Genomic DNA, 16,676 nt, shown 5'->3' with positions numbered 1-16,676 from the left:
AATGCAATTCCGCGCGATCAATATCGAGAATGCTCGTCATATCCGAGCCATCGGGATGCTCGTCATATCCGAGCCATCGTGGTTTTATTCTAAATCAATTAAAAATTGCTTCATTTTTTTGATTATAACAAGCCAAAAGAAAAATTGCAAAACCAAAAATACTCCCATACAAACTAAGGCAAAATGAACAGATCCACTGTTCATTTCATAAAAATAATAAGTCTTTGTGTATTCAATCGGAACTCCATTTACATGTTGCCATCTAGTTACGGTTTCCTTTCTAAAAATTTTAGCCACAAAGTCAATTAGATATATTAGATTCAAGCCGCTAAACACAAAATAGGAAAAGATTTTATTATGTCTAATTTCATATATATTATAGAGAAAAATTGGCAAACTCATAAGAAGGTAAGACCAACAAAATATTAATACAAATGGAGATGAATCAATCATACTAATAATAATCACTGAAAATAGATATAATAAAAATAAGTTTTTCAACAAAAACAAATTAAATTTAATTCTCTTAGTATCCATAATTATTTTTTTAAATTGATTTCGAATGCAGCGGTTCTAAAAAAACCAGTTTTAATATTGAATTTCACACTCATATCTTTTACTGGATATATTACTATTTTTTTATAAATACCATCCTTAAAGATATATGATTTTGTTTTATCTACAATATCAAGAGCTGTTTGATAATAATCGGTATTTTTTACAGCATCATATGATGCAGCAATTCGATTAGGATTAGAATATAAAACAGGAATATAGAATTTTTCTTTTTTGATTTTTTTTGCTATTTCATAGTCAATAATACCTTTTAAAGTACATTTATTAGAAACTGCAAAATTTGTCATTTTTTCAAATATTTTAATATTAAAATTTGTCGTACTTAAATTATATTTTGTAGATAATAACCAAGCTAAATTTTTTACATAATCTAAGTACCAGTTTGGCCTGAGGTAAATTTTATCTGGAAAAGAACCATCAGATTTTGCATGGTCAAAAGTTGTACCTAAATACTTCTCCCCTCCATACATTATATATTTATCTGTTTCACTGACTAAATAAATGTCATTTAAAGCTTCTTTTAGAGTTTTCCCTTTAAACACTTCTCTTTGTTTTGTATAACTAGTAAAAAATCCCATTCCATACTTTTTCAAATAGTAATTAAAATATAAAATCCAAGGCTCTACTTTATCTTTTAATCTTATGCTTCCTTGTCCCTTCCATGATTTAATTGCTAATTTTTCATTTTCAGGATTATCAGCTAATTTATATTCACTTAAATTATCTGGCGTTAGATTATCCAACTTTGTATGTGCATAAGTATCACCAAAACGATGTAGAAGTTCCCCTAATTTAGAAATATTTCCTTTTGGTGTATAAATAAATTGTATTGCTGTTAAAAATTCTTCGGTACCGTGAAAACCACCCGATCGCTCGGATATGTAAAAAATCTCATGTACGATGGCGCGGATTTGCAAACCCGATCGCGCGGATATGTAAAAAAATCTCTCATGTAAGATAGCGCGGATTTGCAATCCGTGCCCTCAATAATGAGCCACAGCAATGAGCCACAGCCATAATCCGTGCCCACAAAGCAAATCTAAACCAAAAGAAATAAATTAAAGCTATGTGATTGTTTTATTTGTAGCTATTATTGTATTTTTAGATAAAAAAGGATGTCAACAAAATATAAAGCAACAACAACAACAGATGAAGCATATTTTATTACTATAACAACTGTAGGTTGGGTTGATATATTTACGCGACTCAACCAAAAGTACAATATTGTCAATGCTTTGCAATATTGCCAAGAGAAAAAAGGACTTGAAATATATGCGTATTGCATTATGCACAGTCATATACATTTAATGTGCAAAGCCACAAATGGTTTTATTTTATCTGATGTCATGCGTGATTTTAAAAAATATACCTCTAAGAAAATTATTCAGACTATAATGGAAGAGCCAGAGAGTCGCAGGGAATGGCTTTTGGCTTATTTTGAAAAAGCGTGTGCTCATCTTAAAAGAGATCAAAGTTATAAAGTATGGCAAGACGGATATCACGCTGAAATAATAGAAACTAATTGGTTCATAAAACAAAAAGTGAATTATATCCACAACAATCCTGTAAAAGAGAAAGTAGTTAGCTCACCAGAGGATTATTATTTTAGTTCTGCTAGAAATTATGCGGGCTTAGACAATGATTTAGATGTTGTATTGTTGGACTTATTTTAGATTGTTGATGAACTTTGTGGGCACGGATTGCAAATCCGCGCTATCGGTTTGCAAATCCGCCTAACATAAGTTTTCAGAATCATTGATGTCCTCACTCAAAAAAATGAAAAGTAAAAAAGTCCTTCCATTTATTTTTTATAAAGTAACAACTTTTTATTAACCGCCTTTTAACGCTATTATGTATACCGCTATCACTAAAGAAATAGTTGCAATTAGGAATTTTAAAGGTAAATTCTTTTATTTGATACCTATTGTACAATCAAAATCAAGATATACTTCATGAAATCCTACACCATTCAAGAAATAAATGATATTCTTAAGGGAGAAATAATTGGGAATACTTCTCAAAGTATTACTGCACCAGAACAGCTAGAAGCTGCCAGCGAATCTGAAATTTCATTTATTGGAAATAAAAAATATGAAAAATTTTGGGCCGACTCCAAAGCTTGTGTAGCCGTTGTCAACGAGGATATTGGAATAAAACCAGGAGAGGATCGCGCATTTATTAAAGTTAAAAATGCAGATTTGGCTATGTCACAAGTTTTAGAACTTTTTGCTCCACCTACTCCATTATTTGCGGTAGACATTCACCCAACCGCAGTGATTGACCCAACAGCAACTATTTGTAGTGGTGCTAGAATTGGCGCGGGATGCTACATTGGTCCTAAAACTATCATTGGAGATAATACTACCCTTTATCCAAATGTGACTATTTTGGATGAATGTGTAATTGGAAAAAACACGGTGATATGGTCCGGTACCGTTGTTAGAGAACGTTGTCATATTGGAAATGACTGTATTTTGCATCCCAATGCAACAATTGGGGCTGATGGTTTTGGGTTTCGTCCTGATCCACAAAGAGGTTTGGTAAAAATTCCACAAATTGGTAACGTAATCATTGGTAATAGTGTTGAAATTGGTGCGAACTCTTGTATAGACCGAGGGAAATTTAGTTCAACTGTTTTAGGAGATGGTTGCAAAATTGATAATTTAGTTCAAATAGGACATAACAGCAAATTAGGTAAATTTTGCATTATGGCTGGAAACAGTGGTCTAGCAGGCTCTGTAACACTTGGAAACGGCGTTATCATTGGCGGTAGTGCTTCTATAAAAGACCATACCACAATAGGTGATGGTGCTATTGTGGGTGCAGGCTCGGGCGTTACTGGGGATATCCCTGCTGGAAAAACCATGTTAGGCTACCCTGCAGTAGAAGCACGCGATGCATTGAAACAATGGGCCATTTTAAAAAGACTGGTTAACGAGTCTAAAAAATAAACAACACTTTTTTTATTAAATTCATAAAAAAACAGAAGTAAACTTCTGTTTTTTTGTTTTAATAGTAAACTTATACTCGATTTTCTTTACAAACCAATTAAAATAATAAAATTTATTTAGTTGGATTTTGTATTTTAGCACAAAATTTTAATACATTTTGATCATGGATTTAAACTTCAATAAAAACGAAGACCACAATAAACTTTTACTTTCTGCTTTGCGACAAAAATTAAGCATCGTCAAATTGGGAGGTGGCGAAAAACGCATTCAAAAACTGCATAATGAAGGCAAAATGACTGCCCGAGAACGCATTGATTATTTGCTTGACGCCAAAGCTAAAAGTATTGAAATTGGTGCTTTTGTTGGTGAAGGGATGTATGCAGAACATGGTGGTTGTCCATCTGGTGGCGTAGTCGTAAAAATGGGATACATAAGAGGAAAACAATGTATTGTTGTGGCCAATGATGCGACTGTAAAAGCAGGTGCATGGTTTCCCATCACAGCCAAGAAAAATTTACGTGCCCAAGAAATTGCAATGGAAAACCGACTACCAATCATCTATTTAGTAGATAGTGCCGGAGTTTACTTGCCTTTACAGGACGAAATTTTCCCAGACAAAGAACATTTTGGTCGTATTTTTAGAAATAATGCACATATGAGTAGCATGGGAATTACCCAAATTGCTGCAGTTATGGGAAGTTGTGTTGCTGGTGGTGCTTACTTACCTATCATGAGTGACGAGGCCATGATAGTCGATAAAACGGGTAGTATTTTCTTAGCCGGAAGTTATTTAGTCAAAGCGGCCATTGGCGAAAGCATTGATAACGAAACCCTTGGCGGAGCAACTACACATTGCGAAATTTCGGGAGTGACTGATTACAAGGCCAAAGATGACAAAGACGCTTTAGACAGAATAAAGAATATAGTTGATAAAATAGGTGATTTTGACAAAGCGGGTTACAGCAGAATTAAAGCTATGCAACCTGCATTAGACGAAAAAGAAATCTATGGTGTTTTACCAAAAGCTCGTAATGAACAATATGATATGATGGAAATCATCAATCGACTGGTTGATAACTCCGAATTTGAAGCGTACAAAGACGGTTACGGCCAAACCATAATTACTGGGTATGCCAGAATTGACGGTTGGGCAGTAGGAATTGTTGCCAACCAAAGGAAAGTGGTGAAAACTAAAAATGGCGAAATGCAATTTGGTGGCGTAATCTACTCTGATTCTGCTGACAAAGCGACTCGATTTATTGCCAATTGCAACCAAAAGAAAATTCCTTTAGTTTTTGTACAAGACGTTACTGGTTTTATGGTAGGTTCAAAATCAGAACATGGCGGTATTATTAAAGATGGTGCAAAAATGGTTAATGCAGTTTCTAATTCAGTAGTGCCAAAATTCACGGTAATTGTGGGTAATTCCTATGGGGCAGGAAATTATGCGATGTGTGGAAAAGCATACGACCCAAGATTAATATTTGCATGGCCAAGTGCAGAGTTAGCGGTTATGGGAGGCACTCAAGCTGCGAAAGTACTGGCTCAAATTGAAGCTTCTTCGCTTAAAGCAAAAGGAGAACTAGTAGATGAAGCGAAGGAAAAAGAGTTATTTGATAAAATAAAAGCGAGGTATGACGAACAAGTTTCACCTTACTATGCCGCATCACGATTATGGACAGATGCTATTATTGATCCTCTTGATACTCGAACTTGGATTTCTATGGGAATTGAAGCGGCCAACCACTCGCCTATTGAAAAGAAATTTAATCTGGGTGTAATTCAGGTGTAATTCAAGTTTACAGTATCCAAGGAAATTACTTTTTTAAATATTATTTCTCCAAAACTAGAAAATAATACCAACACGATGTATAAAAAAACGGATAGAAAATTGCTCTCATTTTAAATAAAAAATGAGAAAAAATTATACAGGTTACCATTAAAAACAATAGATTTCCTATTGTTTTTTTTTGCCCTAAAAATCTGTTCAAAAATTAATGGCTGCTTTTAATACTGCAATAAACAGTATTTTTGCAGTAAAAATATAAAAACCTATGCTATTTTTAATTCTAAGTGTAATTTGTAGTGTAACCGTTGGAATACTCTTTAAAATTGCTCGAAAATACACCATCAATCACACTCAAATTGTAGCATGGAATTATGTGTTTGCAATGCTGTTTTGCTATGCTACCTTCAGTCCAGATATAACTAAAGTCAATGCAACAGCACCCTGGGAACTTTATAGTGTTATTGGTATTTTGTTGCCTATAATTTTCCTTTTTTTGGCAGCATCCATTAAGCACATGGGAATTGTAAAAACGGATGCAGCCCAACGCTTATCCCTTTTTATCCCCATTCTAGCAGCTTGGCTCATTTTCAACGAACAATTTAGTGTACTAAAAATAGTAGCTTTTGTTGTTGCAGTACCAGCCCTAGTGCTAATTCTTTCAAAAAGCACCCAAAGTACTGCCACAAAATGGGTTTATCCAGCCGCGGTACTAATTGGTTTTGGGGTGATAGACATTCTCTTCAAGCAAATTTCCTCTTTTACAAGTCTGCCCTATACTACTTCATTATTTGTAATATTTGGAATTGCTATGACAATTATGATTGCCGTAGTTGCCTACGAAGTAATCCTAAAAAAAATAGTCTTAAAAACTAGCAATGTTATTTTTGGGGCTTTGGTAGGAATGTTCAATTTTGGAAATATCCTTTTCTACCTCAAGGCACATCAGTATTTCTCAGAAAGTCCTTCTACTGTATTTGCGGGTATGAATTTGGGAGTAATCGTAATTGGAAGTCTAGTTGGGGTTTTAATTTTTAAAGAAAAACTTAGTAAAAAGAATATTGTAGGATTGTTTCTAGCTTTATTGGCAATCGTCTTAATTGTGCTTTCACAAGTGTAAAATAACAACTATAATTTAGATCTAGTTTTTTGGCTTTTGCAAACTGATAAAAATTCAAATTGGATTTATTTGCATGGACTTTTACATTAGTTCTAGACTCAAATACAAAATTCATAAATACAAAAAAACCGTCTAGTGCAAGCCAGACGGTTTTTGGTATTAAAAAAATCTATTTCTATTCCGCTACAGTATTTAGTTTACTGTTTTTTCGGCTGAAGCCAAAGTAAATTACTAAACCTAATAAAAGCCAGATTCCAAAATAAATCCAGTTCCAAACGCTTAATTCGGCCATCATATACAAACAACAGATTAAACCCAATAACGGTATTAAGGATAAGTTAGATTTGAAAGACCAAACGGCTAATCCGATTAAAGTAATCAAGAATATCCACATCGGGATTTTACGTTTGAATAAACTAAAACCACTTTCATATTTTAAAGAATCCGCAATCGGTAAACCAGCAATGATTCTAGAATATTGGGCATCATCAGCTTGGTATTGACTCAATAATAATTCTAAATCTGGAGTTTCAGTTGTACTATTTTTAGCATCAACCGTCACTAAATAATCGTAAACTTTTTGGGTTTCCTCTTTGTTTAAAGAGGTGATAATATCGGCTGAATTATTAATTTGAGTTTCATTAGTAATAAAATCCATAGTCGCTTTTTTGTTGTAACCAAAAGCGAAAACCAACCCAATTACTATTAAAACTGGCAAAATAAATTTCGAATTAACATAAGGAGTTTTGAATTTTCCACGAGGAATATCGGTTTTGTTTTGTAACACTAAAACTCCCGCACAAACCAGTACAAAGGCAAATAAAGTACCAATACTACACAAATCCGTAACCAAAGTTAAGTTCAAAAACAAAGCCGGTACGGCTACTACAAAACCAGTGACTATAGTTGCGTAAGAAGGCGTTTTGTATTTTGGATGTACTTTTGAGAAACGTTTTGGCAATAAACCATCACGACTCATGCTCATCCAAATACGGGGCTGTCCCATTTGAAAGACCAATAAAACACTCGCCATTGCTACTACTGCGCTTACTGCAATAATACCCGACATCCATTTTAAGTCTAATTTTTCAAATACAAAAGCTAGTGGATCTCCTACATTCAATTGATCGTAACTCACCATTCCTGTTAATACCAATGCTATTGCAATGTATAAAATGGTACAGATAATTATGGCCCACATCATTCCTCTTGGCAAATCACGTTGTGGATCTTTACACTCTTCAGCCGTTGTTGAAATAGCATCAAAACCGATATAAGCAAAAAATACAGCTGAAACTCCTTTCAAAACTCCGGTAACACCATTTGGAGCAAATGGATCCCAATTTGCAGTATCTACATAAAAAACACCAACAGCAATCACTAAAAGAACGATACACAATTTGACCACCACCATAATATTACTTGCATTACGAGACTCTTTCATCCCACGGTAAATCAATGCCGTGATTAAAACGATAATCAACAATGCGGGAAGGTCTGCAACAAAATGAAACGATCCAATAACTGGAGAAGTCGTCCAAGCAGTGTAAGCATCTTGTAAGGCTGGACTTAAGTTGACATATTCTTTACCACTTTGCATCAGGGCTGTGGCATCATCAAATCCCCTAGATGCAGACAAGAAATCCATTTGAACCCATTGTGGCAAACTCAGACCACCACTTTCGAGCAATCCTGTAAAATAATCACTCCACGATATAGCAACAGTGATATTTCCTACAGAGTATTCCATGATTAATGCCCAACCGATAATCCAAGCTATAATTTCGCCAAAAGCAACATACGAATACGTATAAGCACTTCCAGAAACAGGAACCATCGAGGCAAATTCAGCATACGCAAAAGCAGCAAAACTGCATGCGATTGCAGTAAATAAGAATAGAAAAATAACAGCAGGACCACCATCTGCACTTGCTTTACCGATGGTGCTAAAAATACCAGCTCCCACAATAGCAGCGATTCCAAAAGCAGTCAAATCACGAGCAGTCAAATGTTTACCTAAAGCATTGTGACCGTCAGTATTATTTTTTTCTACTTGTTTTAAAATATCTTGTACTGTCTTTTTTCTAAATAAACCCTTTAATGCCATATTGTAAATTTTATCATTAAAAATTAAGATACCGTAAATTATTCGTTTTTATGTTAGATATAATGCAAATAATCTTCAAAAATCAAAAGTATAAAACAAATTGAACTATTGCCATTTCTCCAACTATTTTTTTTATTTTTTTTAATTCACAAAAAAATGATTTTTTTTAGACACAAAAAAAGTCAAAAACCATAATTTTAATCTCAAAAAAAGTAAATAATAAAATTTAAAAAGAGGTTTCTTTCAACTCAAAACCTACGTTCAATCGAGTTATTTTTTTAAACAGTTCCTTAATATAGAAACTGGATGTAGTGCCTTTCTAGTGGTTCCGTCAAAAATCTGGTGGCGACAACTCGTGCCAGCCGCTGCAATAGCTGTTGTGGGATCAGTAGCTCTAATTTTAGGAAATAAGGTATCTTCACCCATTTGCATACTGATTTCATAATGTTCTTTTTCATATCCAAAAGAACCTGCCATTCCACAACAACCCGAATTGTAAATAGTAACCGAACTGTTTTTCGGTACATTCAACATCGCAAAAGTCGCTTCCATGGTACTCAATGACTTTTGGTGGCAATGTCCGTGAATTTTAATAGTTTTTTCCTCCGCAGAAAATTGTTCTGCATGAATTTTACCTTTTGCAATCTCATTTTTGAAAAACTCTTCAATCGTAAACACATTTTTAGCTAATTTTTTAGCACTTTCTGTATCATCCACCAATCGAATGTATTCGTCTCTAAAGGTCAATATTGCCGAAGGTTCTATTCCTATCAAAGGAAAATCAGCAGTAATATAATCTGAAAAAATACCCACATTTGTATTGGCAATTGCTTTTGCTTCTTCCAGAAAACCTTTGGATATAAAAGCTCTTCCGCTTTCTTCATGATCTACCAGAATTACTTCATATCCTAACGCTGTCAATAACTCATACGCATCAATTCCTACTGAAACATCATAATAATTAGTGAACTCATCACTAAACAAACAAACTTTTCCGTTGATAAAAGAATCACTTGGCGCCTGATTCCAATTTTTTTCATACCATTTTCTAAAAGTAATTGGAGCCAAAAGAGGCACTTCTCTTTTAGGAGCAATCCCCATGCTTTTTTTTACCAAAGGCAAGTTCACCATGAAATTAGTAATCTTTGGAGTAATACTTCCCAGTCCATTCAGTTTGGCATTAAAAGCAAACACTTTATTGCGCCATGAAAACCCATTTGCTTTTTGATATTGGTATAAAAACTCCGATTTCATTGCTGCTATATCCACATTACTGGGACATTCGCTGGCGCACGCTTTGCAACTTACACACAATTCAAATACTTCATACAATTCTTCGTGGTCAAATTTATTGTCTTTTTCTGAATGCGTCAGATATTCTCGCAACGCATTGGCTCTAGCACGCGTGGTGTCCTTTTCATTTCGGGTGGCACGGTAACTGGGACACAAAGTACCACCAGCCGAAGGTAATTTTCTGCAATCACCAGAACCATTGCATTTTTCCGCAGCACGCAAAATTCCCATACTATCCGAGAAATCCTGAATTGTTTGTATATCCGGTTCCACTCTGCCCGCTTCCACCCGAAGGTTTTCATCCATTTTGAAAGCGTTTACAACTTTACCTACATTCAAAATGGTGTTGGGATCAAAGGCAAGTTTAATTCTTTTTAACAATTCATAATTCTGTTGCCCAATCATAAAAGGTAAAAACTCGCCTCGTACAATTCCGTCGCCGTGCTCCCCACTCAAGGATCCTCTGTATTTTTTTACCAAAATAGCCACTTCGGTTGCGATGTTTCTAAATTGATGTAATCCTTCTTTAGTCTTCAAATTTAAAACTGGTCGCAAGTGAATTTCTCCGGCACCAGCATGTGCATAATATATGGCACTCTGTCCGTGACGCTCCATCATAGCGGAGAATTCTGCAATATAATTAGGTAAATCGCTCAACTCAACAGCGGTATCCTCAATAGAATCTGCGGCTTTATCATCACCAACAATACTTCCTAGAAGTCCGAGACCTGCTTTTCGCAATTCATTTATTTTATCAATATCTGCTCCGTAAATTTTTGGTAAAGCATACCCAAAATTATTTCTTTCCAAGTCAGCAATCAAATCATTAGCTTGTAATTCAGCATCTTCCATACTGTTATGCGACGCCACTTCGAGCATAATAACCGCTTTGGGTTCCCCTTGAATAAAAAATCTGTTTTTGGCTTGCTCTCTGTTTGTTTTGGTACAATTCAATATCGTGTCATCCATCATTTCGCAGGTGTACAAATGATGTTTCATCGCGGTTACAACAGCTTCTAAACTTTCCTGAATGGTATGAAAATGAGCCACAACCATAACATTATACGTTGGTGGTAGGTGATCTACTTTCAAGGTAATTTCAGTGGTAAAAGCAAGCGTTCCTTCGCTTCCGCAAAGGAGTTTTCCTAAATTTATAGTGTTTTCGGTTCCTCCAAAAAGTTCCGATTTCAATACTAAATCTATTGCATAGCCTGTATTTCGTCTGTGGATTTCTGGTTTCGGAAATTCCTTGATAATCTCCTTTTGGTTTTCAATATTCGAAAGTTCCTCATAAATGGTCCTGTAGATCGAACTTTCGAGCGTGTTCCCTTTTGTTTTTTCAATGAATTCAGCAGAAGTTATTTCTTTAAATATTGCTAAGCTTCCATCACTCAAAACCGCTTTGATTTCCACTATTTTATCTCGGGTAACGCCATAGCGTATCGATGTGGTACCAGACGAATTATTGCCTACCATTCCTCCTATCATACAGCGGTTTGAGGTCGAAGTATTGGGTCCGAAAAACAATCCGTGTTCTTTTAAATATAAATTCAGCTCGTCCCGAATCACGCCTGGCTGTACTGTAACTGTTTTTTTTACGGAATCAAAAGTGATAATTTTAGTAAAATGTTTCGACACATCTACAATTATTCCAGAACCTACTGTTTGTCCTGCCAAGGAAGTTCCTGCAGTTCTAGGTGTGATAGAAATCTTATTTTTTGCTGCAAAGCGAATAATTTTGACAATATCCTCATCTGATTTTGGAATTGCTACAGCAACTGGCATAATTCGATACGCAGACGCATCTGTGGCATACAGTGTTTTATGAAGGTCATCATATAAAAGAGTTCCTTCTAATGATGCAGCTAAATCTTTTAATGGAGTCAAGTTGGACATGGGTAATAAGATAACTTTAGATTTCACAAATATAAATATATACCATATCACATGTACCGAAATCAAATAAGAAAAAGAGAAAAAAATAACCTCCGATGTTTACTTTATAGAATACCAGACATGGAAACTAATATAAAAATTGGCAAAGAAATTGACTAATCAAAATAAGTTGAATTTTAAAATCAATTTGTCACATCATTTTCACTAAAAAAACTATTTTTGAATACTTTATATAAAATGACTTTCATGAAAAATTATAAGCATCCCTTTTTACTTTTTGCATTTCTTTTCTTTGCCTTTTGGAATAGTAAAGCACAAGTTTTAACACCTAATCCTAAAAATGAATTTAGAGCCGTTTGGATTGCTACTGTGGTCAATATTGACTGGCCAAAAACCAGTAAAGATGATGTTGCCAAACAAAAGGCAGATTATTTGGAGATCTTGGATACTTATAAAAAACTAAATTACAACGCGGTAATTGTTCAAATAAGAAGCGTTGGTGATGCTTTTTATCCCACCAAATTAGCACCATGGTCTCGTTTTTTGACTGGAAAAGAAGGCCAAGCTCCGCAACCGTATTACGACACGTTGGCTTGGATGATTGCGGAAACGCATGCGCGTGGTTTTGAATTTCACGCCTGGATGAATCCGTACCGCGCTACGATGGACTACAATACAGCTATTTTAAGTCCCGAACATGATTATTACAAACATCCGGAATGGATGATTAAATATGGTGGAAAATACTATTATAATCCTGCCTTGCCTGAAGTTCAAAAACATTTACTGAATATTGTTAACGAAGTAGTTCAAAACTACGATATCGATGCGGTACATTTTGATGACTATTTTTATCCTTATAAAGTTGCCGGCGAAAAGTTTAATGACACTGCTGCCTACGAGAAATATGGTAATGGGATGAGTATTGAAGATTGGCGCCGTTCTAATGTAAATACTTTTGTTAAAGAAGTTTCAGTTTCGATCAAAAATATAAAACCTTGGGTACAATTTGGAATTAGCCCATTTGGTGTGTGGCGCAACAAATCAGTAGATCCAAAAGGTTCTGATACTGAAGCAGGACAAACTAATTATGACGATTTGTTTGCAGATCCTATCGCTTGGATGGAAAACAAATGGATTGATTACCTCGTTCCACAATTGTATTGGAGCATGGATCATCCTAAAGCATCCTATTCAAAATTATTGCGTTGGTGGTCCGAAAATTCGACTAATACCGCAATTTACATCGGAAACGGAAGTTATAAAATCAACGCTGATTCTGATAAAAGATGGAATAACCCCAGTGAAATCCCGAACCAAATTGACTTAACCAGATCCTACAAAAACGTTCAAGGCAATGCTTTTTTTAGTGCTAAATCATTCGTAAATAAGAATCAAAGTGTTACTAAATTACTTTCTGAAAACCAATACAAATATCCAGCGCTACCAACGGTCGTGCCAAATAATGTCAAAAAAATAACGATCATCCCCACTGTAAATTCGATTTTGACAGATCCAATTTCATCCCGATTTAATGTAACTTACCCTCTACTCAGCAAGGTGCGCTACGTGATGGTATATGGTTCTAAATTTAATTCAAAGATTGATGTAAACGATCCCAGCCATATTATTGATAAAATAGCCTTTAAGGAAAACACTGATACGGTAGAAGTGGTAATCCCTACGTACAAACTAGACAAGAATACTACCTGTGCCATTACATTCATTGATTTTTATGGTAATGAAAGTGACCCAACTTTAGTGCATTTTACACTATAAAATTTAACCGAATATAAAACGCTTCAAATGAAAACAGACAATAGTCCTTGGTATTGGATTCCGGTTTTAAACTTTGCATCTGGTTTGCCGTATGCTATCATTATTTCGGTATCGGTCCTTATGTATAAAAATTTAGGCATCAACAATGAAGATATTGGCATATACACCAGCTTATTGTATTTACCTTGGGTAATCAAACCTTTATGGAGTCCGTTTATTGATTTGTATTCAACTAAAAGAAAATGGTTTTTAAGCATGCAATTGCTAATTTCACTTGCTTTTTTAATTGTTGGTTTAACGATTCCTTTGAGCAACTTTTTTGTAATAAGTTTGGCTGTTTTTTGGGTTGCCGCGTTTGCTTCAGCGTCTAATGATGTGGCTAGTGACGGATTTTATTTATTGGTTTTAGAAAAAGACCAACAATCTTTTTTTCTTGGAATCAGAAGTACATTTTACAGACTTTCGATGCTTACAGGAAACGGACTAATCGTTGTTATTGCTGGTTATCTTGAACAAGAATATGGCGATAAACAACAGGCTTGGTCATACACCATGATTGTTGTTGGATTAATAATGACGCTAATTACGGTTTACAATTATTTTTCAACTCCAAAAATCGAAGTAAATAACGCAGTAACAATAGCAAAATCAACTTCAGATAAGAGCTTCGGAGCCGTTTTTGCTACCTTCTTTCAAAAGAAACAAATTGGTTTAGTTTTGGCTTTTATTCTATTATTTAGATTAGGGGAATCGCAATTATTAAAAATGCTGACTCCTTTCTTAATAGATCCAATAACTGCTGGCGGAATGGGTTTAACCACACAAGATGTTGGCGTTATTTATGGAACCTTTGGTGTGCTTGCTCTAACCATAGGTGGTATTTTAGGAGGTATTGTCATTTCCAGAGATGGATTAGGAAAATGGATGTTACCTATGATTTTAGCAATGCACTTGCCCATTATAGGATTCATTTTGCTATCTCATTTTCACCCCGGTTCCGTTTTCTATATTTATGCAACAGTAATTGCGGAACAGTTTGGTTACGGTTTTGGTTTTGCCGCTTTCATGATGTATTTAATTTATGTGGCCGATGGAGAATCAAAAACGTCTCATTACTCTATCGCAACCGGATTTATGGCTTTAGGAATGATGCTTCCGGGAATGTTGAGCGGTTATATTCAAGAATATCTGGGGTATGGAAATTTCTTTATTTGGGTGCTTTTGGCAACCATTCCAGGATTAATTTTATCTCGCTTTTTGATTTTTCCAGCCGATTTTGGTAAAAAATCAGAACAAGAAAAAACAAACTAGCTTTTTTTTAACATATAAGTCATATGAGTTTGTTTCAGTAATTTTCTCATAAACTAAGTGTTTTTTACAACTCTTTTACAAAATTATGTATGCGTATAATTTGACTTACAGGACTTAAATGTTGAAAATTAGTATAATATTCCTTTCAAAATGACTTTAGAACAAAAAATAGGACAATTTTTCTTTCCTGCTGTTTTCATCAACGATACCGAAGAAAACATTCAAGCTATGGAACACTTGATTAAAGAATACAATATAGGCGGATTGACTTTTTTTCATAGTCGGGCCAGTGCAGCTACCAATTATGAAACCAAGAAAAAAATAGTATTCAATGACGATAGTTGTCAACGTTTAAAAGAACTCATCATTCGATACCAAACTTGTGCTCCTACTCCATTATTAATGATTATTGACGCCGAATGGGGTTTAGCCATGCGTGTCGAAAAAACACCGCAATATCCGTATGCCATTACGCTTGGTGCTTTGCCTGACAGTGAAAAACATTTGGTTTATGAAGTGGGAAAACAAATAGGTTTAGACTTAAAATCAGTAGGGATTCATTATAATTTAGCGCCTTTAGCGGACATCAATAACAATCCGAATAATCCAGTTATTGGGTACCGTTCTTTTGGACAAAACAAAGAAAAAGTGAGTGATTTTGCTCTGGAATACCTCAGAGGAATGAATGATGTTGGAATTCTAGGTTGTCTGAAACATTTTCCCGGACACGGCAATACAAATGTCGATTCGCATTTAGGATTACCGGTTTTAAAAGAAACAATGGACGAATTACTAACCAATGAATTGGTTCCTTTCATAAAAGGAATCGAAAATAATGTCGATTCGATTATGATTGGTCATTTGGCCGTTCCCGCTTTGAATGAAGGAAAAGACACTTCGGCAACTTTGTCAAAATCTGTTATTGAAACCCTTTTGCGAAAGCAATTAGGATACGATGGCTTAGTGATTTCGGATGCATTGAACATGCACAGCGTTTCTAAAGTATACGATCAAAAAGGACAATTGGAATGGGAAGCTTTCAATGCTGGCAACGATGTATTGTGTTTTGCCGAAAACGTGCCCGAAGGAATCCATGAAATTTTAAAAAATGCCACTCCTGAGCGAATTGAAGCTAGTTTTCAACGCATTTGGAAATGCAAGCAGAAAGCCAGAATTACAGATGGAAATCTAATTTTACCAAACCTTTCCAAGAATGGCTTTGATTTTGAAACTACTTCAAAATTAAATTTTAAAATTGCTCAAAACAGTATAACTAAAATCAAAGACAACCACAATACGGTGACTGTTTTTGATGCGAAAAATAGAGAAGATTTAGCAAAATTAAGCATCTACAACAGCACTGATACAACATTTTTTAAAGTCTTATCTGCTGCTTTACCTTCTCCTGAATTCAGTTATGAAAGTGGAGGAACTACCACTCTAGAGGAACTAGAACAAAGCCTAGCTAGATTTGACACACTAGTCATTTCTTTATTTGTTCCAAAGGCTAAACCATTAAATAATTTTGATATTGATGATGCAGTTCTTCAATTTTTAGGCAATTTATTTAGTACTAAAAAATGTATTTTGTATGTTTTTGGGAATCCATACGTTCTACAAATCATACCAAATCTCAATAAAATATCAGGAATTGTACAAGTATATCAAGATTTTCCAGAATTTCAAGAAGCCGCAGCAGAGCAACTTTTGGAAAACATAAAATGTGAAGGAACTCTGCCTGTTGTGGTTAACTACTTATAAGTGATAGTTTAAAAATCATAGTATAGTAACTTCCTATTTTGAAATAAGTATTTATAATCAAATACTAATTTAATTCATCTTTTGTATACCTACTTT

Annotated in this window: 11 protein-coding genes; 7 read left to right on the top strand and 4 right to left on the bottom strand. The window is 34.8% G+C overall.

The genetic code is table 11. The features are described from left to right. Positions 1-84: 84 nt before the first annotated feature. Both AC061C_RS09135 and AC061C_RS09130 read right to left on the bottom strand, forming a co-directional pair. Positions 85-537: a hypothetical protein gene (locus AC061C_RS09135; RefSeq protein ID WP_478290918.1), complete on the bottom strand. Its 453-nt coding sequence runs from the start codon at positions 535-537 to the stop codon at positions 85-87. A gap of 2 nt (positions 538-539) precedes the next feature. Then, positions 540-1,493: a hypothetical protein gene (locus AC061C_RS09130; protein WP_478290917.1), complete on the bottom strand. Its 954-nt coding sequence runs from the start codon at positions 1,491-1,493 to the stop codon at positions 540-542. 198 nt (positions 1,494-1,691) lie between these two features. Here AC061C_RS09130 and AC061C_RS09125 point away from each other — a divergent pair, with 198 nt between their 5' ends. The 4 genes from AC061C_RS09125 (at position 1,692) to AC061C_RS09110 (ending at position 6,433) form a co-directional block, all read left to right on the top strand. Next, positions 1,692-2,249, top strand: a complete 558-nt coding sequence (locus AC061C_RS09125) for an REP-associated tyrosine transposase (protein ID WP_478290916.1) — start codon at positions 1,692-1,694, stop codon at positions 2,247-2,249. 279 nt (positions 2,250-2,528) lie between these two features. Beyond that, the gene (lpxD, locus tag AC061C_RS09120; protein ID WP_478290915.1) at positions 2,529-3,527 is read left to right on the top strand and encodes a UDP-3-O-(3-hydroxymyristoyl)glucosamine N-acyltransferase; all 999 of its coding nucleotides are present in this window, start codon (positions 2,529-2,531) and stop codon (positions 3,525-3,527) included. Between the two features lie 163 nt (positions 3,528-3,690). Continuing rightward, positions 3,691-5,319: an acyl-CoA carboxylase subunit beta gene (locus AC061C_RS09115; RefSeq protein ID WP_417985121.1), complete on the top strand. Its 1,629-nt coding sequence runs from the start codon at positions 3,691-3,693 to the stop codon at positions 5,317-5,319. A 262-nt stretch (positions 5,320-5,581) separates the two neighbouring features. After that, a complete protein-coding gene (locus AC061C_RS09110) occupies positions 5,582-6,433 on the top strand; it encodes an EamA family transporter (RefSeq protein WP_478290914.1) in 852 nt (283 codons plus the stop codon). A gap of 175 nt (positions 6,434-6,608) precedes the next feature. On the opposite strand, the gene AC061C_RS09105 is transcribed toward AC061C_RS09110, so the two are convergent. Together AC061C_RS09105 and AC061C_RS09100 are read right to left on the bottom strand one after the other, a co-directional pair. After that, positions 6,609-8,540, bottom strand: a complete 1,932-nt coding sequence (locus tag AC061C_RS09105) for an amino acid permease (RefSeq protein ID WP_478290913.1) — start codon at positions 8,538-8,540, stop codon at positions 6,609-6,611. 270 nt (positions 8,541-8,810) lie between these two features. After that, entirely contained in the window at positions 8,811-11,729 is a 2,919-nt protein-coding gene (locus AC061C_RS09100; protein WP_478290919.1) for an FAD-binding and (Fe-S)-binding domain-containing protein, read from the bottom strand. Between the two features lie 246 nt (positions 11,730-11,975). Between AC061C_RS09100 and AC061C_RS09095 the strand changes: the two genes are divergently transcribed. The 3 genes from AC061C_RS09095 to AC061C_RS09085 all read left to right on the top strand — a co-directional run bounded on the left by AC061C_RS09095 (position 11,976) and on the right by AC061C_RS09085 (position 16,580). Beyond that, complete coding sequence (locus tag AC061C_RS09095) at positions 11,976-13,508, top strand: glycoside hydrolase family 10-like protein (protein WP_478290912.1); 1,533 nt, start codon at positions 11,976-11,978, stop codon at positions 13,506-13,508. 27 nt (positions 13,509-13,535) lie between these two features. Next, positions 13,536-14,819, top strand: coding sequence for an MFS transporter (locus AC061C_RS09090; protein ID WP_478290911.1), 1,284 nt, complete (start codon positions 13,536-13,538; stop codon positions 14,817-14,819). Positions 14,820-14,969: 150 nt separating this feature from the next. After that, the gene (locus tag AC061C_RS09085) at positions 14,970-16,580 is read left to right on the top strand and encodes a glycoside hydrolase family 3 protein (protein WP_478290910.1); all 1,611 of its coding nucleotides are present in this window, start codon (positions 14,970-14,972) and stop codon (positions 16,578-16,580) included. Positions 16,581-16,676 lie beyond the last annotated feature (96 nt).

This window comes from Flavobacterium sp. GNP010 (assembly GCF_056428945.1).
This window is presented reverse-complemented; position numbering and strand designations above follow the sequence as displayed.